General features: G+C 53.4%; 26 protein-coding genes and 1 riboswitch. Of the genes, 4 read left to right on the top strand and 22 right to left on the bottom strand.

The window, feature by feature from the left end; translation table 11 throughout:
• Positions 1-10: 10 nt before the first annotated feature.
• From AAAU26_RS12675 to AAAU26_RS12685, 3 genes are all read right to left on the bottom strand, one after another.
• Positions 11-1,696, bottom strand: a complete 1,686-nt coding sequence (locus tag AAAU26_RS12675; RefSeq protein WP_227618331.1) for an MSCRAMM family protein — start codon at positions 1,694-1,696, stop codon at positions 11-13.
• Complete coding sequence (locus AAAU26_RS12680; RefSeq protein WP_227618332.1) at positions 1,693-3,255, bottom strand: EAL domain-containing protein; 1,563 nt, start codon at positions 3,253-3,255, stop codon at positions 1,693-1,695. The genes AAAU26_RS12675 and AAAU26_RS12680 overlap by 4 nt, the downstream gene beginning before the upstream one ends.
• A 93-nt stretch (positions 3,256-3,348) precedes the next feature.
• A riboswitch (cyclic di-GMP riboswitch) is annotated at positions 3,349-3,444 on the bottom strand.
• A 362-nt stretch (positions 3,445-3,806) separates the two neighbouring features.
• The gene (locus AAAU26_RS12685) at positions 3,807-4,277 is read right to left on the bottom strand and encodes an Hsp20/alpha crystallin family protein (RefSeq protein ID WP_227618333.1); all 471 of its coding nucleotides are present in this window, start codon (positions 4,275-4,277) and stop codon (positions 3,807-3,809) included.
• Positions 4,278-4,693: 416 nt separating this feature from the next.
• Between AAAU26_RS12685 and AAAU26_RS12690 the strand changes: the two genes are divergently transcribed.
• Complete coding sequence (locus AAAU26_RS12690) at positions 4,694-5,173, top strand: sigma-70 family RNA polymerase sigma factor (protein WP_158394710.1); 480 nt, start codon at positions 4,694-4,696, stop codon at positions 5,171-5,173.
• A gap of 26 nt (positions 5,174-5,199) precedes the next feature.
• A complete protein-coding gene (locus AAAU26_RS12695; RefSeq protein ID WP_227618334.1) occupies positions 5,200-5,679 on the top strand; it encodes a helix-turn-helix domain-containing protein in 480 nt (159 codons plus the stop codon).
• A 122-nt stretch (positions 5,680-5,801) separates the two neighbouring features.
• Here AAAU26_RS12695 and AAAU26_RS12700 read toward each other — a convergent pair whose 3' ends face one another.
• The 16 genes from AAAU26_RS12700 to AAAU26_RS12775 all read right to left on the bottom strand — a co-directional run bounded on the left by AAAU26_RS12700 (position 5,802) and on the right by AAAU26_RS12775 (position 19,320).
• Positions 5,802-6,887, bottom strand: a complete 1,086-nt coding sequence (locus AAAU26_RS12700; protein WP_158394711.1) for a hypothetical protein — start codon at positions 6,885-6,887, stop codon at positions 5,802-5,804.
• 323 nt (positions 6,888-7,210) lie between these two features.
• Positions 7,211-7,447 carry a hypothetical protein gene (locus tag AAAU26_RS12705; RefSeq protein WP_005922522.1) on the bottom strand — a complete coding sequence of 79 codons (237 nt, stop codon included), beginning with the start codon at positions 7,445-7,447 and terminating at the stop codon, positions 7,211-7,213.
• A 60-nt stretch (positions 7,448-7,507) separates the two neighbouring features.
• Positions 7,508-7,891: a type II toxin-antitoxin system PemK/MazF family toxin gene (locus AAAU26_RS12710; protein ID WP_227618335.1), complete on the bottom strand. Its 384-nt coding sequence runs from the start codon at positions 7,889-7,891 to the stop codon at positions 7,508-7,510.
• A gap of 85 nt (positions 7,892-7,976) precedes the next feature.
• Positions 7,977-8,747, bottom strand: coding sequence for a DUF6551 family protein (locus AAAU26_RS12715; protein ID WP_227618336.1), 771 nt, complete (start codon positions 8,745-8,747; stop codon positions 7,977-7,979).
• 74 nt (positions 8,748-8,821) lie between these two features.
• Positions 8,822-9,058 carry a ParB N-terminal domain-containing protein gene (locus tag AAAU26_RS12720; RefSeq protein ID WP_227618337.1) on the bottom strand — a complete coding sequence of 79 codons (237 nt, stop codon included), beginning with the start codon at positions 9,056-9,058 and terminating at the stop codon, positions 8,822-8,824.
• 833 nt (positions 9,059-9,891) lie between these two features.
• Complete coding sequence (locus AAAU26_RS12725) at positions 9,892-10,347, bottom strand: (deoxy)nucleoside triphosphate pyrophosphohydrolase (RefSeq protein ID WP_227618338.1); 456 nt, start codon at positions 10,345-10,347, stop codon at positions 9,892-9,894.
• Positions 10,348-10,368: 21 nt separating this feature from the next.
• Positions 10,369-11,562 (bottom strand): Fic family protein, encoded by a 1,194-nt coding sequence (locus tag AAAU26_RS12730; protein WP_227618339.1) that lies wholly within the window; start codon positions 11,560-11,562, stop codon positions 10,369-10,371.
• 304 nt (positions 11,563-11,866) lie between these two features.
• The gene (locus tag AAAU26_RS12735; RefSeq protein ID WP_227618340.1) at positions 11,867-12,358 is read right to left on the bottom strand and encodes an HD domain-containing protein; all 492 of its coding nucleotides are present in this window, start codon (positions 12,356-12,358) and stop codon (positions 11,867-11,869) included.
• 54 nt (positions 12,359-12,412) lie between these two features.
• Complete coding sequence (locus tag AAAU26_RS12740) at positions 12,413-12,670, bottom strand: hypothetical protein (protein WP_158394718.1); 258 nt, start codon at positions 12,668-12,670, stop codon at positions 12,413-12,415.
• 194 nt (positions 12,671-12,864) lie between these two features.
• Positions 12,865-14,553 carry an adenine deaminase gene (gene ade / locus AAAU26_RS12745; protein WP_431834301.1) on the bottom strand — a complete coding sequence of 563 codons (1,689 nt, stop codon included), beginning with the start codon at positions 14,551-14,553 and terminating at the stop codon, positions 12,865-12,867.
• A gap of 231 nt (positions 14,554-14,784) precedes the next feature.
• Entirely contained in the window at positions 14,785-15,249 is a 465-nt protein-coding gene (locus tag AAAU26_RS12750) for an Hsp20/alpha crystallin family protein (RefSeq protein ID WP_217210207.1), read from the bottom strand.
• Positions 15,250-15,486: 237 nt separating this feature from the next.
• Positions 15,487-16,323, bottom strand: coding sequence for a PLP-dependent cysteine synthase family protein (locus tag AAAU26_RS12755; protein ID WP_265104187.1), 837 nt, complete (start codon positions 16,321-16,323; stop codon positions 15,487-15,489).
• Positions 16,324-16,328: 5 nt separating this feature from the next.
• Positions 16,329-17,153, bottom strand: a complete 825-nt coding sequence (locus AAAU26_RS12760; RefSeq protein ID WP_227618342.1) for a purine-nucleoside phosphorylase — start codon at positions 17,151-17,153, stop codon at positions 16,329-16,331.
• 61 nt (positions 17,154-17,214) lie between these two features.
• Complete coding sequence (locus AAAU26_RS12765; protein ID WP_227618343.1) at positions 17,215-17,523, bottom strand: ADP-ribosylglycohydrolase family protein; 309 nt, start codon at positions 17,521-17,523, stop codon at positions 17,215-17,217.
• Between the two features lie 14 nt (positions 17,524-17,537).
• Positions 17,538-18,197 carry a vWA domain-containing protein gene (locus AAAU26_RS12770; RefSeq protein ID WP_227618344.1) on the bottom strand — a complete coding sequence of 220 codons (660 nt, stop codon included), beginning with the start codon at positions 18,195-18,197 and terminating at the stop codon, positions 17,538-17,540.
• A 91-nt stretch (positions 18,198-18,288) separates the two neighbouring features.
• Entirely contained in the window at positions 18,289-19,320 is a 1,032-nt protein-coding gene (locus tag AAAU26_RS12775) for a macro domain-containing protein (RefSeq protein ID WP_227618345.1), read from the bottom strand.
• Between the two features lie 111 nt (positions 19,321-19,431).
• Between AAAU26_RS12775 and AAAU26_RS12780 the strand changes: the two genes are divergently transcribed.
• Positions 19,432-20,313, top strand: a complete 882-nt coding sequence (locus tag AAAU26_RS12780) for a DUF5131 family protein (protein WP_349181087.1) — start codon at positions 19,432-19,434, stop codon at positions 20,311-20,313.
• A gap of 14 nt (positions 20,314-20,327) precedes the next feature.
• Entirely contained in the window at positions 20,328-21,071 is a 744-nt protein-coding gene (locus AAAU26_RS12785; RefSeq protein ID WP_227618346.1) for an alpha/beta hydrolase, read from the top strand.
• A gap of 80 nt (positions 21,072-21,151) precedes the next feature.
• Here AAAU26_RS12785 and AAAU26_RS12790 read toward each other — a convergent pair whose 3' ends face one another.
• From AAAU26_RS12790 to AAAU26_RS12800, 3 genes are read right to left on the bottom strand one after another with little or no spacing between them, the layout of a single operon-like run.
• The gene (locus AAAU26_RS12790) at positions 21,152-21,604 is read right to left on the bottom strand and encodes an aminoacyl-tRNA hydrolase (RefSeq protein ID WP_005921358.1); all 453 of its coding nucleotides are present in this window, start codon (positions 21,602-21,604) and stop codon (positions 21,152-21,154) included.
• Between the two features lie 12 nt (positions 21,605-21,616).
• Positions 21,617-22,204: a pentapeptide repeat-containing protein gene (locus AAAU26_RS12795; protein WP_227618347.1), complete on the bottom strand. Its 588-nt coding sequence runs from the start codon at positions 22,202-22,204 to the stop codon at positions 21,617-21,619.
• A gap of 12 nt (positions 22,205-22,216) precedes the next feature.
• Positions 22,217-22,666 carry a low molecular weight protein-tyrosine-phosphatase gene (locus AAAU26_RS12800; RefSeq protein WP_005946296.1) on the bottom strand — a complete coding sequence of 150 codons (450 nt, stop codon included), beginning with the start codon at positions 22,664-22,666 and terminating at the stop codon, positions 22,217-22,219.
• Positions 22,667-22,716: the final 50 nt, after the last annotated feature.

Genomic DNA, 22,716 nt, shown 5'->3' on the forward strand with positions numbered 1-22,716 from the left:
TCACCACCCTTTATGACTCTTTTTTGTTCGAATCTTCTTCGTTCTTTTCTTCTTTCTGGGTCTCTGCTGCCTTCCGCGCCTTGCGGCGGGCCAGCACGCCCCACAGGAATACCAGCAGCCAGATGACGCCTGCCGCGATGACAGCCAGCACAGCCAGCGCGATGGCACTGCGCAGCGTGAATACCGGCACGTTCCAGTTCTGTTGTCTTGCCGTATCCTGTACGGTAAAGTTATATTTCTTTGCGTTTTCTGCATTCGGCTCACCGCGCACGACATAGTAGCTGCCCTCGGTCAGGTCGGTGAACATCTCGCCGGAACCGTTGGTCGTCCAGGTCTGGATGAGCTGGTCCTGAGCGTTGTACAGCGAGAGCTGTTCGTCTGCCGTGTCACTGCGCAGGACCATATCCACTGCGTGGATGGACACCCGCAGCATCCGGTTAGTGATGGACAGCGCTGCCGTGCTGAGGCCGTCGATACGGCCATCTGCCGCCACCGTCATGGTGTAGTCCGTATTGTCCAGGCGGTAGTTCTCCAGCGTCTGCTGCTCACGGATGTGATAGGTCGTGCTCTTGTCCAGGTCGGTCAGCAGCACATTGCCTGCGGCATCGGTCGTCACGGTCTGAGTGATGCCAGTGCGCTCGTTGCTCACAGCAAAGGTCACACCTTCCAGCCCGGTGGAGTTCAGTTCATCGGTGACGCTCAATGCGATTTTGGTCTTCTCTGCGTCGATCTCATGCAGCTCCGGATCCTCGCCGTTCTTCTTCTCCACCTCGACATTCAAATCTTCCTGCATGGTGGTGTAGTAGTTCGGTGCGGTCTGCTGCTGCACGGTGTAATTGCCCAGATACAGCTCCTTGCTCTCGCCGTAGCCGTTCTCATCGCAGACGATGGTATCTGCATACTGGCCCTGCGTATAGCGCACCGTGCCGTCCTTGGTCACGATGTCCTCAGCCGCGATGACGCGGAATGTACCGCCGCCCACAGGCAGCTGCGTCTCGGCGTCGTTCATTTGGATACGGATGATGTTTTTGCAGGGCGACAGCCGGATCTGCACCACATAGGGGTCGGGCCAGTCGTACATCCGGTTCACATCATAATAGGTGTCCCCCGCCGCATCGTAGCCCTCCGGCTCGGTCAGCTCGTGGAAATAGTAACTGCCCTGCCAGATCTTTTCCGGCAGATAAAAGACGCCCTCCTCGGTCGTCTCATAGTCGCGGTAGTTGATTTTTTCCGGATAATAGGTATTCAGGGTCTGCAGGCTTCCGTTCTGCAGATGGGTCGTATCGGTGCGGTACAGCTCGAAGGTAACGCCCGCTTCCGGGATGCGCCGCTCCGTCTCATCATCGACCACTTCTACGAACACGGCGGTCTTAATGCCGTCCTCGCCGTAGCCGCCTCCACCGCCGGTCTGGATGATCTGCTGGTCGAACTGACCGTTGCCGTCTCCATCACCGTCGCCGATGCCGCCGTCATAGTACCAGCCGCCGGGGTCGTTATTGTTCCAGCCGGTGCCGCTGGACGAAGGCCCTTCGCTGGAAACGGAGGACGCCTCCTCATAACCGGTGTAGTCGCTCAGAAGATAGAGACCCAGCAGCGCAATGATGAGCACCAGCACAAACACAAGGCCGCTCATCATATCGGTGGCCGGCTGCCAGAAGTTGTACTCCTCATTCGGTTTCTGTCTGTGTCTTTTCATCCTGCGTGCCCCACTTTCAGAATCTTGGCGAACTCATCCACCGACAGCGGTCGGGAGAAGAAATAGCCCTGTCCCTCGGTGCAGCCTGCCTTGCGCAGCACATTGAGCTGCTCTGCGCTCTCGATGCCCTCTGCCAGCAGGTTCAGCCGGAGCGTCCGGGCCTGCACAAAGATACCGGGCAGTGCGTTCGTCCGGTTCTGCATCTCGGCGCTGCACAGGTCGAGCTTGAGCACGTCGGTGCCGATGTCGCCCAGAGCACTCAGCTCCATATAATTTCCGTCAAAGCCGTCCAGCACGACCCGGAAGCCCATCTGCTGCAGCTGAGCCACTGTCTCGCTCAGAACGTCGTGCGTTTCCAGATAGGCAGTTCTCGAAATATCAATGTCCAGATATTTCGGCGGGATACGATATTTCTTCAGCATTCCCGAGAAGAATTCTGCCACATCAATGGCCAGAATATCAGTCTTGGTCACGTTGACCGTAATAGGCATTGGACGGACACCCTCGTCGATCCACACCCGGATGGTCTTGCACACTTCCTCCCAGATATACTGGTCCAGCTTCGTGATATAGCCGTTGCTTTCCAGTACCGGGATGAACACTGCGGGCGAAACGACGCCCAGTACCGGGTGGTTCCAGCGCACCAGCGCCTCGGCACCGATGACCTTGCGGGTGTTCAGCTCATACCGCGGCTGCAGGAAGAAGGTGAACTCGTTCTTGCGCAGGCCGTCCAGGATCTGCGGCATCAGTACGCGCTCGTTGCCGCCATTTCCTCTCATGGCTTCGCCGGTCAGAGCGCCATTGCCCGTGTTCTTGGGCAGACGGTCCAGCAGTTCCAGGATCTGCCGCACCTCGCGGCGGCTGCTGTAGCGGGCCTGCTCGTCCGTGGTGGGGATGACCGTCTTGTGGAACTCTTCGAGGAACAGTCCCGTCTCGCGGTTCATGATGTTCCTCAATACATTATTTATAATATTAAACAGGATAGACAGGATAACGCCTGCGATGGAGGTATAGAATGCCGTATCGATACCGGCCAGAATGGACTGCACGCTGCCCAGAGCAGCCTCCACCGTGACGAAGCTGATGTTCCGCAGGCCCAGCAGCAGACCCACGAAGGTACCCAGAATGCCGAGGCCCGTCAGGGTGCCGGGGATCTGGGCGATGACGCCTCGCCATGTGTACAGCGCAAGGACATCCTCGTTGAGGACCTCATCGATGTCGCTGACGATCTGCCCCGTCTCCCGCTGGTGCTGCACTTTCTCGCGGTACTCGCCAAACAGCTTGTCCAGCCGCTTCTGCTGGAAGAAGCGCTCGATCCGCAGCGCCGCGACCCACGCCGAGCTGCCTTCGGTCCCGGATGCCTTGCGGATGCCGTTCTGTCCGTTCAGCAGTCCGCCCGTAAACGAGATCGTCGGCAAAAGGCCATAGATGCACCCCGCCAGTGTGATCATACACATAAAGCCGACGATGACCATGGAAAGCAGGTCCGGAGAATACGCTGTGAGCACAATACCGCTCACAAGCAGCACTGCCACAGACAGGTAGGAAAACAGCCTCATACTTCCATCCTTTCTCACCATTGAAAACACAAATTGAAAGCGCAAAAAGAAAAAGGCTGCAATAGTATCTTCCCCAAAAATAAGGGAAAATCCTTTTGCAGCCGAACCACCTTTTGGTTTTATAAAACAACTTCCAGAAGGCTTCAAACTTTGCGTCCTTGACTCACATCAAGTTTGCCCAGATAATTCAATTATATTAAAGGAGCAAAGTACCCTTACGATTACAAAAGACGCACTACTCACCTTATTCTAGTGCTTATGATACCATTCTTAAAGTTCAAAGTCAATACAAAATCTCTTTTGGCAGACTTACTAGCAATTCAACTTTTTAATGCAACAGCAACAGCGTTGCATTGCATATCGCAAATATGCTGTTATCATGTTGTGTTATTTTCTTGACTTGCGATAGATTCGGTACTATTTGGTTTCTATTCTACCACGCTTTTCTCTGCCGAAAAGATGCCGGAACGCAAAAAGCCCCCGGAGAGCCTTGGGCAGCTCTCCGGGGGCAAGTTCTATGCACCGGTGTTCCTCACACCGATGCACAGGCATTATTCAATTTCAATGAGGTTGGGATTGACCGGCAGAGCCTTCTGCTGCTGAGGTGCAGGCAGCATGATGTGCAGGATGCCATCCTCAAACTTTGCGTGGATGTCCTCCTTCTTCATGGTGTCACCCACATAGAAGCTGCGGGCGCAGGTACCGGAGAAAGTCTCGCGGCGCAGGTAGCGGCCCTCTTTATCCTTCTCGTCATTGGAGTGGCTGCGGACGGCCTGAATGGTCAGGTAGCCGTCGTTCAGCTCCATCTGAACGTCTTCCTTCTTGCAGCCGGGCAGATCAACAGCAACGTCATAGCTGCCGTCGGCGGTCTGCTTCACATCGGTCTTCATCATGTTTGCACCGCGCTTGCCGAAGGTCTCACGCTCTTCACGGTTCATCGCACGCTCCAACGCGCCATCGTTCCAGAACGGGTCAAAGAAATCATCGAACAGGTTTTCATGAAAAATAGTCGGCATAAACATAAATCATTCCTCCAATCCCGGCGTTCGGGTCGGGCAAAAAATTTATGAGATGTGCATCAGGAGCGGAGTCTTCCCGGGAGCCTTGCGGCTCCCTCATGCCCCTCTCTCCTGAGCACGGCTTAGTTATAGCACATGTTTTTAGCACTGTCAAGCATAGAGTGCTAAAATTCACAAAAGAATAATACTTTGATAAAATCTCATGCAATCTTTTCAAAAATCAGTCGTATCATCGTCTTCATTCAGCAAAAGCGCCAGGCACACAGTCAGCATAGCGGTCCGGCCAGAGAAACTCATTATAATAGCGATAGCTCTGCTCCCCTGTCATATAGACCACCACTTTCTATAAGCAGAAAACGATTCTGAACCCTCTCTCCCCGTTCATACTGTATAGAAGAACGGTTTTGGAGGTGTTCCGTATGCTGTTGACCCTGCTGCAATTTTTCGCGTCCAAATTCCTCGTGCTTGCGCTCCATCTGGAAGCGGGCAGTTTCCCCCGCCCGCTGAGTCCACAGGAAGAGATCAGGGCCTTCGCCGATCTGCGGGCCGGTGATTCATCCGCCCGGGAAAAGCTCATCCGCCACAATCTGCGCTTAGTGGCGCACATCGCAAAGAAATACTATGCTCTCCCCTCTGAGCAGGACGATTTGATTTCCATCGGCACCATTGGCCTGATGAAAGCCGTAGACACCTTCGACTCCACCCGCCGGGCGCGCTTCTCCACTTATGCCAGCCGGTGCATCGAAAATGCTATCCTCTCCCCAGCGCACTTTGGGATGGAAAAGAGAATCCACCTCTTTCACGCAATGACGCATCTACGTCAAAATGGATTTTTTGGAGCCGAGAGAGTGGTTCCTTTTTTCTGCTTCAGAGGGTGTCATGTGAGGGTTGTGGTCTAACCCCTCTATACATCTTGCAGGTAACTTTGGCAGGCCCCCGCACCACCGTAGAGACGCAGGCGTTCTACCGTATGTACCGCTCTTACGCCGACATCCCGAACCCATGGGACCGTCTGCGTTGGTGCCGCTATGGTCTTGACTTGCTGCAAAAAGAGGTTGCCGCCATGGTGGGCATGGAGGAATGGCTCTATCAGGATCTGGAAAGCGGCAATTTCCGCCGGAGCTTCTCCCCGGAGATTGCGGACAAGCTCGCCGCCCTTTACGGCATCCCGGTGGAGGACGTTCTGAACGACTACACCCTGTTTCTGCACCGGGGCGGCGGAGCCTTCCTCCGCAGATACCGGGAGGCAAAAGGCTGGAATCGCCAGCAGCTTGCCGACCACGCAAAGGTCAGCCGGACAAGCATCCGCTGCTGGGAAAACGGACAAAAGACCATCAGTCAGAAGTGCTTTTGCCATCTGGTGGAAAACCTTGGTTCCGATTTTCCATCTATGCTTCGCATGTGAGGTATGGTAATTTTTCTCCGGCCAAACGAAAAAGCTCGTCTGCAAGCCACGATATGTGGCAGCGCAGACGGGCTTTCGTTATGGAATCATTCTGTTTCAATTATTCTGATATTCGCTCTGACTTACATGGCGTTCCGTAAAACACGCAGTCGTTCTTCAAACGTTGCTTTCCATGCCGGATGCTCGGAGAATACGGTATGCTCCACCTGACAGACTTGGTTCAGTCCAATGTTCCGCACCGCTTCCACTGCAGCATCTTTTTGGCTCAGATGGCGTTTTCCCACGGTCAGACAGTTTGCGCCTTCTGGCGTGTCGTACTGCTGAAACGCCCGGTTGAAGTCCATCAGGTCGTGCAGACGGATGGGCTGATTGGTTTCGTTGTCTACCAGCAGACCCCAATTTTCCCAATGACGGTCGGTATTGCCCACCAGATAATCCAGAATGTTCATCATATAGTAGCTGGGAGCATCCAACTCTAAGATCTTATCCAGCGTGTTCCAATCATGGTTCGTGCAGTAGACGTCATAGGCTGCATAGGTCACAAGACTGTATCGCTGAGATGTCATGATTTTGCTGATAGAAACCGGCTCATTTTCAAACATCCCCTGCTCATACAGTACCTGATGGCAGTCAAAGCACCGGCAGATTTTGCTTGCCAGCACTTCACGTTCCACCGCTTCCCTGCCACCATCCTTGTAAAGATAGAAGCCATCCTCTTTTCGCACCCACGCCTTGGGGTACACGCCACCCGTAGACAGGTCATTTGCCAGAAGATGGGCGTTTGTCACCGTCATTTGGTGCCCCCGCAGCGCAATATCCACAAGCGCATTGCTTAAGGAGTGTGCGAAAAGGTTGATATCCTCGAATCGAATCTTCTCGTTTTCTTCTTTCACCCAGAACACATCCAGCAAAGACAGACAATGGTAGGATAATGCAATCTGTGCTCGTTCCCTGTCCGTAACACTCTGAGATGCACCGATACTGTTCAGGATTTCCTTGGCGTAGGTGCGATCCAACGTCAACATCCGGGAGGCGCACCAATAGTAAAAGTTCGTTACATTATTGATGCGCTCGTCAAAATCATCCGATTCCACCAGAACCAGATCATAGGGCATGAAATCCTCGAGGCAGACCCTGCATTCCCCTGTCGTGCTGAGTTGTGCCACACAGCTTTCCCGGTGCATGATCTCGTAAAACATGGTTTTCATCCCTCCCTGCGTTCTGTGTCTTGCTCTGTATTTATATTACCTTCTTTTTTCACGGGACGCAAGAGCTTTTACTTTTCAAAAAACTTTTTCTGCTGCTCCATCAGGACGGTTTCGATACGCTCTTTCAGCAAAAAGCGAAACTGTTTTGCGTGTTATGCAATGCCATAGGATACCATATTGGCCGCCAATAATCAACCGTTTTGTTGTGTCGGCAGCATTTCAAACCACTTATGTAACACAAAAAGCCCCACGCTCAACACTGCCTCTGAATCTGACTATCTCTGGTCGGAGCAGAAAAGCATATGTTGAGCGTGGGGCTTTGTTTATCGGCTCGGCTGCCAGCCGGGCTTTTGGTGTTCTTTGGGTTTGTAAGTTCCTTTGGTAGTATCGATCACCGCCTGCAGCAATTCGAGCTTCTGCCATGTGGGGCAGTTCAGACGGTCGATTTTTTCGATCACATAGTTGGCGTGGGCGGTTGCGACCCGTTTTCCGAGTTCGTCCCATCCCTCTTTCGTTTTGGGGTAATGTACCACCACTTCAATGGGGGCACTCTTTCGCATGGCTCACTCACCTCCGATTACATCGCTATCACCTCATTTTTACGGGTTACTGGTTGTCCGCTATTCGCTGCGGTTTCCGCTCAGAACATTCAGAGCCAGACTGACCAGCAAAGCCATATCAATGCGGAGCATTTCAGCCTTGCTGGCATAGCCCATAAAGCGTTCGATGCGGGATTTATCGATCGTGAAGATCTGCTCCAGAAGAATCATGGACGGTTCTTCAAAGGCCGGGTTGGAATCCACCAGCACATGGGTGGGCTGGTTTTTCTTCTTTTCCGTCCAGGTGGTAACAGTTGCAACGATCAGTGTAGGCGAATGACGGTTTCCAATGTTGTTCTGCAGAACTACCACAGGGCGTTTTCCGCCCTGTTCCGAGCCGATATGCGGCTCCATGTCTGCATAATAGATGTCCCCTCGGAGATATCTCCAATTGTTCGGTAACATAAAAATCAACCTCCTTTTTATGTAAGAAACAGCCGCCGCAGACGGATACCACGACGACTGTTGTTCAGGAGGTAAAACGAAACTGTCAGTTTTTCAGCGGCAGACTCATCTCACGGCTGGCACCGTTATAGATGCGGAGAATCTGCCGCATGTGGCGGTTTGCAGAACTGCCGGTGTCTTTCTGTGCCAGCTGCGTGATGGTTTTCGGATGTGTCCTTGCCAGCTGCTGCACCAGGCGCTCCCGGCTGTACTCGCCCTCGTATACGGAGATGAAGCGGGCCACACCCCGGATCACACCGGCAAGGTAGGAATCCACATTGCCCTTCCACGCCTCGTTGATGATGTGAAGCATCTCGACGTAGCGCTCACAGCCATACTGCTTGTACAGTTCGTATGCCGTTTCGATGCAGTAGATTTTCCAGGGTGCCCGGATGCCGTCATAACGGGCATCCACCGAGGCCTGCAGTCGGGCCTTGTCTTCTTCGGACAAGTGCCGTTTATGACCCTGTATGCTCTGAAGAAAACTTGGTGGCGCATTGCTGGTCGGCTCGATTTCCTCTTCCGGCGGGGACTCGGTGATCGGTTCCTGTACCGACATTTCCGGCTGTTCTGCCTGCGACACCGTGTTGTTTTCCGTTGCCGTCGGCTTTTTCTTCTGCGGTGCAGGCTTTGGCTTCGGTGGTGGCCTGTTCGGCTTCAGGCGTTCGAGGACCGTATCATCACGGTCACTCTTTTTCTTCTTGAGTTCCTCAAGAATTGCCGGGCGCTCTTCCTTTGGAATTGAAGCAAGCGCTACGATCTGTTCATCTGTCGCCTTGATATGCCCGGTCAGGATCTCTTCCTGCGCACCGGGCACCGCTTCTTCCGCAGCATCAATGCCTCGTGAATACTTTTCAGCACGTCGTACCGTCGCAGACCCAACACTATGTCCTACGGCGATTCGTTCGCAAGCTGGATTTCTTCCACTTCAAACTTGATAAAACCGTGCTTTTTCAGGATGCGGTAGCGGGTGTGCCCATCCAGAATGTAGCCATTCCATGTGATGATGGGATTCAGAAGACGACCCTCGGCAATGATGTTCTGCTCAAGCTGCTGTTCTTCCTCAAACTGCAGCGGCGGAATTTTGCTTTGGAACTCCGGGTCAATTTTAAGCTGGCTCAGTTTCACGTCGGTTCTCCTTTCCGGTCATTTTCGATTTACAGACAATGGGCTGAACGTAGTAGTCAAACCCATATCGTGTCTGGCAATACGTGCAGACATCCTTGACGAGCTGCCTGGGGTCGGCTCTGCGGAGATGGACGCCCTTTGCGTCCAAAAATGCCCCTCGGCAGACGGCGCACAAAGTTGTCAGGGTGGATTCATCCACCTTTTTTGTGGTCTTGCGGTTCATTTGCGTACTCCTTTTCGCTGATATATAAAAACGCCGTCCGTGGTTACCCTCGAACGGCGTTTGGAAAAGGTTTTGTATGGTTTCTCTTAATTTGCCCCCGGCACCCCTGAGAAAGGGAAACATTCAGGCGGTGGATTTGCACCACTCCATTGGCCTCTCGGCCACCCCGTCTTCTTTATGACCGGGCCTCGAATTACGGAAGTATCATTGTCTGGAAGTACCTGAAGCTGCATATTCAATTTTCAAGGTTCGTCGGCTCCGTTTTCCGCTCCCTCTCGGGCCCGGTCCGTTTCCGTGACATAATTGTATCGTACTTTCGAAGAAAAGTTTATGGACTCGTAGTCCAAGTCACCCACCCTCTTAGCCCATATATTGTATACAACAGTCCCAAAAAGCAAAAAAATCCCGCCTGAAAAGCAAAACCTTCGCTTTGCCCTCAGACGGGATGTCTTTCGACACGACTGTTAGCTAAATCAACCAATAAAGGCCTCCGAATCTCTTTCTTATTAGGAAAAGATTCGGAGGCCTCTGTTTTACGATTTTTTCGGAATAGCGGCTTTCACCAACAGCATCATGGGACGGCGCAGTTCATCCTTCATGCCGTAAACACTCAGCATCTCTGCAGAGGTTCGTTGTCATATTCGCTGGTATGGAGTGGTTTCACTGGCTGCATTGAGCTTCTAATGGCATCCAAAATGGTCCGATCCGCCGGGAGCCACGGAACGGAATCAAAATCCTCCTTCGTCAGCCACCGTGCAGCTTCCGCTTCTTTCAGAACAAGATTGCCGGAAACCACTTCACACCAGAAGCAGTCCATGGAAAGATGAAACGCCGGATAATCATACTCGATTGTCCCAACTAGATTCCCCACGGCGATTTCCGTGTCCAGTTCTTCTTCGATTTCCCGCTTCAGAGCCTGCTGCGGGGTTTCGCCCGGCTCGATTTTGCCGCCCGGAAACTCCCACTGGCCTTTATAGTCGCCATAACCGCGGGCAGTAGCGTAGATTTTGCGCTTTTCCTGCATGGAGTCGCAGATCACAGCGGCCACAACACGAATCGTTTTCATAACGTTCTCCTTTTGGATTCATTATAATGGCCGACCGTCAGAAGTCCCAACGACACGATAGAACACCCTGTTTCCTGCTTTTCTTGCAGTAAGCAGCCCCATCTCATGGAATTTCATCACAAACGTCCGAATGGTTGCATACGCAGCGTTTCGGAAATCCTTTTCCAGCTGCTTTGTGGTAAACTCCTCTGCACCATAAGCAGACAGAACATACTCCCAGAGCAGCCGTTCTTTTTCTGTGATTTTTCCTTCCGCAAGAGCAGTTTGATATACCTCAAGATCAGTTTTCGGCGGGACTGCATCCACCTGCAGGCGGTTATAGACCTCATTGCAGAAGTAGAACAGAAAGGGAGTCACATCCGTATAGCCGGAAATCAGAGCATTTCTCTCCACGCGTTCGTAGGCTTTGTAATATGCGTCCTTGTTTTCAGCGATGTATCGGGAAAACGGCGTGAACAGTGCCGCAGGATAGCCCTGCTGAACAAGATACCAGAGGTGGAATAGCCGTGCAGTGCGTCCATTCCCGTCAAAATAGGGGTGGTAGTATGCAAAAGCAAAGTGCAGAATGGCAGCCTTATGCAGCTCATTGATGCCGTCATTGGCATTCGCAAAATCGACAAGACATTTCATGGCACTGGGAAGCCGCTCTGCCGGAAGTCCCGGTCTGGGTTCTTCACCGCCCACAATAAAAACCTCGCCATGCCGATAAAAGTGGTTTGGCAGTAATCGATCTTCATCCGGGAAATAATCCCCTGTGCTGATCTGATATAGGTGATGCAGATTCTCCTCGGTGATCCTATTCTGACGATTCGCGATAAACTCCAGTCCGCGCTTCATACCATAGATGCGGGCTTCTTGTTCATCACGAGGGGCATAACCATCGAGGATATAACGGATACTGCTGCGGGTCGAGCGGATACTTTCAATTTGAAAAGTCGCATAAATTTCCTCGGTCATCGCCGACAAACCGAAGTTTTGTCCACTGACAGGGACAGAGAGCAACTGCTTCATACCATTTGTTGAAATTTGCGCGAGGTTCGGCAGGTAAAACAGCTTATTTCCAGAAAAATCAGTCAACGGCAGAGGCTGCGCAAAGTTTTGCCGCAGCAATTCGGCAAATTCTTTGACGCTGACAGTCGAGTACTTGTATTCCATCCGATTGAGTTCAAACAAATGCTTATCTGAAAGCATTTTGGCAAACTGTGCCCCATCCATTCTGTCCACCTCGCAGTTGATACTTATTGATACTATATAGTATCAATATACCAATTCTTTATAAAAAGTCAACCGAAACAGGCCGAACCAACTTTTTTTCCATACTCCCCGTCAAAATTCCCGTGGTTCCGTCACGAATCACATCTCCATCGGCTTATTCCCCACTTCGTCCAGATACGCATTCAAAAATTCCGCTGCAAGGCTGTTGGGACGGATTTCGGGCAATAATTCACAATGCCCTCTTCTTCCAGTTCTTTTTCAATCAATGCCGTACCGCATTCAAAGCAATGCTTCTGAATCATTTTTACACTCCAAACACTGTTTTCGTCAGCCGGATACCTGCTGCCGTTTTCATCGTATGTTCCATAAAGGTTCGGATTGCCTGCTGGTCGTACCCGCTTTCGGACGCATTGACGATATAATCTGCCTCAATCAGAATCTGATAGTCAATGCCGTTGATCTGCGCCGGACTATGGTGGTGCCATACCAGATAGGCCACCCGGTCGATCTGTTCTGCTGTCATGCCGGTATCCGCCAAGAACTCCCGCACCAGCGGGGCCCCCTCCTGCTCCTGATATTTACCATTGGTGTTGCCGTACTTTTTGCGGCAGAGCGGGCAGGCGATATCGTGGGTGATGGCCGCCACCTCCAGAATAAACTGCGTGTCTGCGTCCAGCCCCTCCAGCTCACCAATGGTTTTGGCATAGGTCCACACGCAGCTCAGGTGCGTGATGTCATGGATATTCCCTTCGGAAAAGGCGATCATCTTTTCCATGATCTGTGCAATGGTCATCATTTGTTTTCACTCCCGTTTTTAATACTTAAATGTTCACCTTGATAAACGCGAATTTTACAGGGTATGAATGATATGAGAAGCAAGTTCTGCATTTTCTTTGTCTACAAAAATCTCTGTAATATACTGAGGCTTTATTCCAAAAGTCCCGATTTGTGCTCGCATCCGTGTTGCGTCAAAAACACTTCGCTGATTCACATCTTTGGTTTTGCAATAGCATTTGATTCCAGCCGCTGTCAAAGCATCTGTAATACGGTGGCAATAGGTTGAATCCGAAACCGTTGCTACCTGTGACTTGAAGAATCGTTCCAGCATGGTGAACCTCCTATGCAAAAAAGTTGGACGATGAGTACTTGATGAACCAACGTAGCAAATTCCGATTTATCAAATAAGAATTTCCGTCAATTTTTCTCTTGATGCGGCTCGCTTCTAAGAGTAGGAACGAACTGTTCTGTTGCCGGAGACGGACCATTCAGGTCGGTCTCCGGCAGTATTTTTGTTATCGCGTATTAAAAAACAGCCGGAACGACTTTCTGCTGCGCTACATCGATGATGCCGTATGTATTCAGTCTGAGTTTGGGAATGACCGGAAGGCTGACGAAGGCGAGGGTCATAAAAATGCCGATATCTTCCGCTACACCATGTGCCTTGAGGGCATCGTTCAGCGCCTGCATTTTCGCCGCAACGCTCTCTGCGCTTTCGGTGCTCATCAATCCGGCCACCGGAAGCGCAAGTTCTGCCACGACCTGTCCATCTGCCACAAACGCAAGTCCGCCTTTGTTTTTCCGCACAGTGTTGCCGGCCAGCATCATATCGGTATCGTTGTCCCCTGCCACGATCAGGTTATGGGAATCATGTGCGATGCTCGATGCAACGGCTCCGCATTTCAGGCTGAAGTTTCCTAAAAAGCCAATGCCCACATGGCCGGAGTGATGATGCCGCTCAAAAACGGCCAGTTTTACGATGTTGTGTTCCGGGTCCACACCGGGAGCTTTGCCCGGATGCCGTTGGAACGGGATGATTTTTTCCTCCGTAAGCAGCTCGCCTCGGTTCAGGCAGATGACACGCTCCTGCTCCCCGCTTTCCCGAAGTTCCAGGTCCTGCAGTGTGATCTCATCCAGATCAAAGGAATCCATAACGTGGGAAAATCTCACACGGTCGATGTCAAGCGGTGCGGGCTTCAGCGTTTTTCCGTGCTCGGCCACCAGCGTGCCATTCTTGTAAACCTGTTCGACCGTAAAGGATTCCAGATCAGGAACCACAACCAGATCTGCCCGGTACCCCGGTGCTACGGCACCGCGTTGCTTGAATCCAAAATACTGTGCCGGGACCAGCGTTGCCATTTTGACGGCCACTGCTGGGTCTGCGCCCAGCCGGATTGCTTTACGGATGTTGGAATCGATGTGTCCGCTGTCCAGCAGGTCACCGGGGTGCTTATCATCTGTCACCAGCATACAGCGGTTGCAATAGGGCTCCCGGAACAGCGGCATCAGGGCCTCCATATTTTTGGCAGCCGTTCCTTCCCGGATCATGATGTATTGTCCGAGCCGGAGTTTTTCCATGGCTTCCTCGATATTGGAGCACTCGTGATCGGACTGAACGCCTGCCGCAATATAAGCATTCAGGTCCTTAGCGCTCAAAAGCGGCGCATGGCCATCCACGATCTTTCCCGCTTCGGTGCAGTCGCGGATCTTCTGCAGGATCTTCGGGTCACAGCGCACCGTCCCGTAGGCATTCATCAGCTCCGCAAGCCCCAGCACGCGGGGATCGCCATAGTAAGGCCGGAGCTGTTCTGCGTTCAGCACCGCACCGGATTCATCCAGATCCGTGGCCGGAACACAGGAGGGCAGCATGAAATAAACCGAAAGGGTCAGATTTTTTGTCGTTTCCAGCATAAAATCCAAGCCTTCCAGCCCCGCAACGTTCGAGATCTCGTGTGGGTCTGTGACCACCGCAGTGGTACCGTGGGGCAGCACTGCCTGCTCGAAAGCCGGACCACAGAGCATGGAGCTTTCGATGTGGATATGCCCATCGATCAGGCCCGGGCAGACATATTTGCCGTGCAGATCAACTTCTTTCCGGCCATGATACATACCCACGCCCACGATCGAATTTCCGCTGATGGCAATATCAGCGGTGTCGATCTCATCGGTAAACACATTGATGATTCTGGCATTTTTCAAAACCAGATCAGCCAAAGCATCTCCTCTGCCTGCCGAGATCCGGCGTTTCAGCCCATCAGACCGCATAGAAACATCTCCTATCTCTGAAGTTCGATTTTCTCACCTGTGGATTGGTTCTGCCATTATTCTACCACGCCTTGCCGCTGCGGAAAAGATGTCGGGAAACAAAAATGGCCCCGGAGGGCTTGTTACAGCTCTCCGGGGCCACCTTATGTGCGTTGTGCCTTGGCGCACATGACCGGCGTTTTACTCGATTGCAATCAGATTCGGGTTCTCAGGCAAAGCCTTCGTCTGCTGAGGAGCAGGCAGCTCGATGTACAGGACACCATCCTCGAACTTTGCGTGGATGTCTTCCTTCTTCACATCGCCCACGTAGAAACTGCGCGCGCAGGTGCCGGAGAAGGATTCGCGCCGCAGATAGCGGCCCTTCTTATCCTTTTCATCGTTGCTGTGGCTGCGCACTGCCTGAATGGTCAGGTAGCCGTCGTCCAGTTCCATCTGGACGTCTTCCTTCTTGCAGCCCGGCAGGTCAACAGCTACTTCATAGCCATTGTCCGTCTGTTTGACATCGGTCTTCATCATGTTTGCACCACGCTTACCAAAGGCGCCACGAGCCTCACGGTTCATAGCACGTTCCAGTGCAGCGTCATTCCAGAACGGATCGAAGAAATCATCGAACAGGTTTTCATGGAAAACAGTCGGCATAAGCATAAATCATTCCTCCAATCCCGGCGTTCGGGTCGGGGCAAAAAATCTGAAGCGTCCATTCAGAAGGGCTTTCCGGGGAGCCTAGCGGCTCTCCTTTTGCCCTTCCTCCTGAGCACGCCACTGTTATAGCACCGTTCATTAGCAATGTCAATAGAAGAGTGCTAAAATTCATGAAAGAATAATACTTTTATAAAATCCTATGCAATCTTTTCAAAATTCAGTCGTATCATCGTGTTTTTATCATTTCTGCCGGTACATCGGCGTAGACAGATATTTCATGCCGTTGTCCGGGACGATGACCACGATGTTCTTTCCCTGATTCTCCGGTCTGCGGCCCACCTGCACCGCTGCGTGCAAAGCCGCTGCTGCCGATGTGCCCAGAAACAGTCCTTCCGCCCGCAGCACCTCATGGGCCGTTTCGTAGGCTTCCTCGGTGCGGACATTGATGCACGCATCGCTCCAGTCTGGCCGCAGATAGTCGGAAAGTGCGCTTTCCGGCACATCATACGCCGGCAAAACGCCATCTATGATCTGCGCATCCGGGTGCTCCGGGGTCAGGCGGGAGTCCGGATGGGGCTGCACCAGAACCACTTGCAGATTCGGGTTGCGGCTGCGCAGATAACTTGCTGTGCCAAAACCCGTGCCGCCGGTGCCCGCCATGCAGACCAGAATATCCACATGGCCTTCTGTATCCTGCCAGATCTCCGGCCCAGTGGTGCGGTAATGTGCCTCGGGGTTCGCCGGGTTTGCCGCTTGATTGTTAAAGTAAGCTCCGGTGCGGCGGCAGTAGGCTGCGATCTCATCCAGCGTCGCCTCCCGCTCTGGCTCCTGCCAGGGGTGGGTGTGCTTCGTCTCCGGACGCTCCCCGGTGGCATCTTTGTAATCCAGAAGCCGTGCCCCGTAGGCCAGCAGCATCAGCCGCCGCTCCAGCGAGGCACCCCGCTCCAGAAAAATATCCAGTTTGTACCCACGCTCTGCTGCAAACGCGGCCAGACCGATGCCGGTGTTGCCGCTGGTCTGCTCCACGATGGTACCGCCGGGTTTCAGCAGTCCGGCTTCTTCCGCAGCATTGAGCATCTTTTTTACTCCATTCTCTGAATCACCGCACCCAGCCATCGGCACAGGGTATCGCCTGCCTGATTTGCGATCTCCAGCACGCGGGCGTGGCTATGCTTGACCGTCTGGATGCCGGTGGCCATGTTGGTGATGCAGCTGACGGCCAGTACCTTCATGCCCATGTAGTTGCAGACCATGGTTTCCGGCACGGTGCTCATGCCCACGGCATCGGCTCCCATCCCCGCAAAGGCGCGAATTTCAGCCGCCGTTTCATAGCAAGGGCCCATAAAGCCCATGTAAACGCCCTCCTTGTAGGCAATGCCCAGTTCATCGGCGGTCTGCTTGGCAAGGTTCCGCAGTTCCAGACTGTAAGGTTCGGTCATGTCCGGGAAGCGGGGGCCGAAGCGCTCATCGTTGGGGCCAATGAGGGGGTTCGTGCCCATCATGTTGATGAAGTCGGTAATGAGCATCAGGGTGCCCGGCGCAAACTCCCGGTTGATGCCGCCGCAGGCGTTGGTCAACACCACCTTTTCCACGCCCAACAGCTTGAACACATAGAACGGGTAGCAGACTTCCTTCATGGAGTAGCCCTCATAGAAATGGAAGCGGCCTTCCATGGCGTAGACTTCCGTGTCCCCCAGTTTGCCAGCCAACAATGCGCCTTTGTGTCCTGCCACCGTGGATACCGGGAAGTTGGGGATGTCCTTGTAGGACAGTTCTTCCGTGTCCGTAAAGTCCGCGGTCAGCTTGCCAAGGCCGGAGCCCAGCACCACCGCGATCTTCGGGCTCTTTTTCGTGTGTATCTTGATATATTCCGCACTTTCCAGTGCCTTTTCATAAAGATGTTCCATACCGTTCTCTCCTTTTCCCCAAAAATTCGATATACTCTCTGGGTTCAGTATATCGGATTTTTCAGGCCGATGCAAGACGCCCTTCATAGGGATTCGGATTTTCTGCGTGCAGCCACCGGCGGAACATCCCGCCATAACCGGCATGGGGATATTCACGGCCCCAGAACCGCATTTCATGCTGCACTGCACAAAATGTTCTCTCCAGCAGACCCTTTCCGTCAATCAGACCAACTGCCACCGCAACGGTTATGACCGTATCATCGGTGAAGTGCGATTTCTCGCTCAGCAGCGGAAAGTCCTTGTGCTTGTAATTGTTGTGGTCAAATTCATAGGGACTGCCCACGATGTCACCCAAGATTGCTCCTAACATGGCTGTTTCCTCCCTTACCTATGATGCCGCTTCTGGAAATCAGCTTCGATTCGTTCTTTCCACTCTGCGCCGATGGACGCGCAGCAGGGTGCTTCCCGCATCCGGGAGACTGTCTCGCTGACAACGTGGTAGTTGACCGCCACGCCCTGTGCGTCATTCTCAAACCGCACAGCCCGGTCGGACGAGATGCCGAAGCGGGCAGCTTCCTTCACGGCATCCATGTTGGCACCGAGGAACAGGAACTCCCAGCCGTATTGCTCTTTTTCCCGCTCGATCATCCGGCGGATCTTCTCATAGCTAAACCGTTTGCTGGTGTTTTCCAGTCCGTCGGTGGTGATGACAAAGATGACCTTTTCGGCACGCTCGTCCTCCGGCAGATGGCGCTGGATATTCACCATCTTTTCCATGCCATAACCAATGGCATCCAGCAGCGCCGTGCAGCCCCGGACGTAGTAGTCCTTTTCGGTCAGCGGCGCAACAGCCTTCAGCGGGAAACGGTCGTGCAGCAGCTGCACCTCATGGTCAAACAGGATGGTGGTCACGTTGGCCTCGCCCTCCTGCTCCTTCTGCCGGGTCAGCATAGCATTGAACCCGCCGATGGTGTCCTGCTCCAGCCCGCCCATGGAACCGCTGCGGTCCAGAATGAAAACAAGCTCGGTAAGATTTTTCTTCATAATAAATGCCCTCCGTTTTGTGGTGTATCGCTTTCGTTGGCAAAAGGATACCACAAACCGGAGGGCAAAAGGTCAACGGGCAGGCGACAAATCACGCACCCAGCTGTTCCTGATCGTATTCAAACAGCAGCGTATTGACCTGATTGATGTTATAGATTTTGTGTTCCAGGCAATACCGCACGATCCAGTCCCGCTTGGAGCCATCCGAAAAGGCATAGCCCGCGCTCTTGAGCAGGTCGATGGTTTCATCTTCGGACAGGTGCAGCCCAACCGCAAAGGCCAGCACGGTTTTCTTTTTAGGGTTGTACTCGCGGTTGCACTGAATTTTGGAGAAATGCTGCCGGGAGATGTTGGACTGCTTGTACACGGTGGAGTCTTTCAGCCCCCGCTCGTCAATGAGCCGCAGCAGCCGGGTGGTGAAGCTTTCACCGAGATTATCCATCAGGCTTTCCAGACTGCGGGCTGTCCTGGGTGCCGCGGCGGGTGCCGGAACTGCACCTAGCATCGGCAGGGCGGCATCTTCTTCCAGAAGCCTCCGCCGCTCTGACAATTCCCTGCGCCGACGGCCAAATCCGTAGCTTTCATCGTTCTGTGCTACATAGTGGTCGTCAATGTACTCCTCCACCGAGGCGAACAGCTTCCGGCTCACGGCCAGCGAGTCCCGGTCGTAGAGCACCAGATACACGGTCAGGTCGTGCTCCATGACGTACTGTGTGATGGTGTCCACCGCAATGCGGAAGGCCTGTTCTTTGGGGTAGCCATAGTTTCCGCTGGACAGCAGCGGAAAGGCCACGCTCTCGCAGTGGTACTCTGCGGCTAATTCCAATGCAGAGTGGTAGGCACCGGCTAATTGTTCTGCTTCGCCAAAAAATCCGCCGTGCCATGCCGGGCACACCGCATGGAAGATATACTTTGCAGGCAGTCCGAACGCCGGGGTGCACACCGCCTTTCCCAAATCGCAGCGGCCGATGGCTTCGCAGGCGGCGGTCAGCTCCTGCTCCCCTGCCGCCTGATAGATAGCACGGCTGGTGCCGCTGCCCTGCAAAAGGTTCCGGTTCGCCGGGTTGACAATGGCATCCGCCGCCACTTTGGTGATGTCATTGCGGATCATCAGAAACGGCATGGTGGTTCCTCCCTCACATGGTTTTCTTCATCCTATCACATCCGATGGGGCGGCGCAAGGGGTGCTCTTGTTTCCTGTCCGCGCAGCTAGTATAATAGGTACAGAAAGAAGGTGAGCTTCCTGCACGACATCTGGAATCCATGGCACGGCTGCGTCAAGTGCAGCGAGGGCTGCCAGAACTGCTACATGTATTTTCTCGACCGGATGCGGGACCAGAACGGAGCCGAGATCTACAAAACGAAAAGCGGCTTTTCCTATCCGCTCCAGAAAGACCGCACCGGACACTACAAAATCCAGAGTGGTGAGCAGATCCGGGTCTGCATGACCTCGGATTTCTTCTTGGAAGAAGCCGACCCGTGGCGGGCTGAGGCGTGGGACATCATGCGCCAGCGCAGCGATGTGGTGTTTTTTCTGCTCACCAAACGGCCGCAGCGGGTACGGGAGTGCCTGCCGCCGGACTGGGGCAGCGGTTGGGACAACATCTTTTTCAACGTCACCTGTGAAAATCAGCGCCGCGCCGATGAGCGCATTCCCATTCTGTTTGACCTGCCCTTCAAGCACAAGGGCATCATGTGCGCGCCCTTCATCGGGCCAGTAAGCATCCGGCAGTACCTTTCCGCCGGGCAGATCGAGCAGGTCATCTGCGGCGGCGAAAACTATGATGGTGCCCGCCCCTGCAATTTTGATTGGGTCAAATCGCTCCGGCAGGAATGCGTGGATGCCAACGTGACCTTCTGCTTTATCGAGACCGGCACCGTGTTCATCAAGGACGGCAGGCGCTACCACCTGCCAAACAAGCAGCTGCAAAGCCGAATGGCCTGTAAATCCGGCATGAATTTTCAGGGCAGGCCCATTCATTTTGACCTCGTGGACGACTGGGGCTACCCCATCCCGCAGGAAGATCTATATACGCCCCATTTCCGCGCAAACTGCGAGACCTGCGGCAGCAAGTTGATCTGCAACGGCTGCAGCGATTGCGGAAAATGCTTATAAAATAAAGGAGTTCTATGAAGAACCAGAAGAAAAAATCGTTTTTCCGCAGAGTTTTTCTCTGCTTGCTGGCTGTTTTGCTGGCCGTCTGCATCGCATTCGGTATTTACGTCAGCGACTACTACCACACAGACCCCGCCGCCGAGGATGCGCTGGTATCGGATGACGTGGTGAGCGTCACCAAGCAGAACGGCAACTGGGTCTTTGCGCCGGAATCTCCCACCGCCGGGCTGATCTTCTATCCGGGCGGCAAGGTGGAAAACACCGCCTATGCTCCTCTCCTGCACGACCTTGCCGAGGACGGCATTCTGTGCGTGCTGGTAAAGATGCCCTGTAATCTGGCCGTACTGGACATGAACGCGGCGGACAGCATCCCGGAACGCTTTTCCGAAGTCACAGACTGGTACATCGGTGGGCACTCGCTGGGCGGGGCCATGGCGGCAAGCTATGCGGCCAAGCACACCGATGAACTGGACGGTCTGGTGCTGCTGGCGGCCTACTCCACCGCCGACCTGACCGACAGCGGCCTGCGGGTCTATGCCGCCTACGGCAGCGAGGACGGCGTACTGAACCGCGAAAAGTACGAAGCCGACCGCATAAATCTTCCGCAGGACACCACCGAAACTATCATTGACGGCGGCTGTCATGCCGGGTTCGGCAGTTACGGTACGCAGAAGGGCGATGGCACACCCACCATCTCTGCCGAGGAACAACAGCGGCAGACGGCGGATGCACTGGCGGCGTGGATGAATCTTCAATAAAAAGCAAAATATCCCGGCCATTTTCCTGTATGTCACAGGAGAATGGCCGGGACTATTTTTATTATTCCGCGAACCAGCACTCAATACAAATGGAACTTATGGCTGATCTGGTGTGCAATTTCATCCGGCAGCGGGCGGAAACCGATGCAGGTCAGAGTCATGCCCTCGCCGTTTTCATCAAATTCTTCCGGTTCCAGCTCGGTGTGGCAGGCATCCCGGATAAGGAAGAAGTCTTTGTTTTCCACAAGGCCTAATTCCTCGGCAATGGTCTTTGCTTTCAGCAGTTGATTGCGGTTCTTTGCCCCACATACGGTCTTGGTAAACGAACCATCGAACCATTCTTCATAGGTTGCTTTCTCCAACATGATTTCTGCCCGATAGCCGGTAATTTCTCCGTCTTTCTCGATGGGTTCCACGCCCTGTCCCATGCCGATGGGGTCGGTGAGGAACGCCAGCGAAGCGTGGCAGCACTGCGCCGCCAGCTTGCCAGGCGACATCTGCAGATCTTTTCGGGCAATGATGAGTTGACGCATTTTTTCTCCTTCTTACGACAGCTTGATCTTCAAATCTGCCAGCAGATTCACCGCTTCCGGCAGGGAAAATTTCGCATCCTTCAGGCGGCTGCCCAGAATGTCCACCTTATAGCCTGTAGCATCCCGGAAATCCGCCTTGCGCAGATCACACTGGTAGAACTCCGTTTCGTGAAGTTCTACACCCTTGAAATTCGCCAGCTGCATCTCGCATTTGGCAAACATGGAGCCGACAATTTCGTTGCCATCCGAAAAGTCGAAGCGGTTAAAGTTCATTTCGGTGAAGGTGTTATATTTCAGACTGCACTCTTTCAGCGTGTGGATAGGGTCCGGGAAGGCACCGTTGGACATCAGCGGTGCCCACTCAATTTCATTCAGGCGGCAGTCCTCAAAATCCAGCGACTGCACCGAAGAATGAGTGCTGCGCAGACCTGTGATCTCACACCGCACGAATTTGCACTCATTCAGCGTGGTATGATCCAGTTCGCATTTGGTAAAGGAGCAATCCACAAACACGCAGTCGATAAAGTCGCAATCCTCAAAAGCCTCCTCGGTGAACGACATGTCAGCAAACCGTTCACCTTCACAATAACGCTCTGTCATAAAATTCTCCTGTCAGCGCAGTTCTTCCAGCAAAGCTGTGCAGCCTTCCAGCACATCCTGCCAGGTCGCTTCAAAGTCCCCGGTATACCATGGGTCGGCCACATCGCCGGGGCGGCGGGTATGATCCATCAGCAGAGACACTTTATGCTCCGGGTCGCCGCCCACAAAGCGCGCCATATTGCGCAGGTTGTTGTGATCCATGGCGATCAGATAATCGTAGGTTTCGTAATCCCTCCGGGTCATCTGCCGGGCGGTTTTACCCTCGCAGGAGATGCCGTGCTCGGCCAGCTTCCGCCGGGCGGGCGGATAGACCGGGTTGCCGATCTCCTCGGTGCTGGTGGCGGCGGATGCGATTTCAAATTTATCAGAAAGCCCGGCTTTGGCCACCAAGTCTTTCATTACAAATTCGGCCATTGGGCTGCGGCAAATGTTCCCATGGCAGATAAAAAGCACTTTCGTCATACCAAAATATTTCCTTATATCGTATCATTTTGATTTTTACACACATGCGT

It is taken from the genome of Faecalibacterium longum (assembly GCF_040094125.1).
Classification (GTDB): domain Bacteria; phylum Bacillota; class Clostridia; order Oscillospirales; family Ruminococcaceae; genus Faecalibacterium; species Faecalibacterium longum.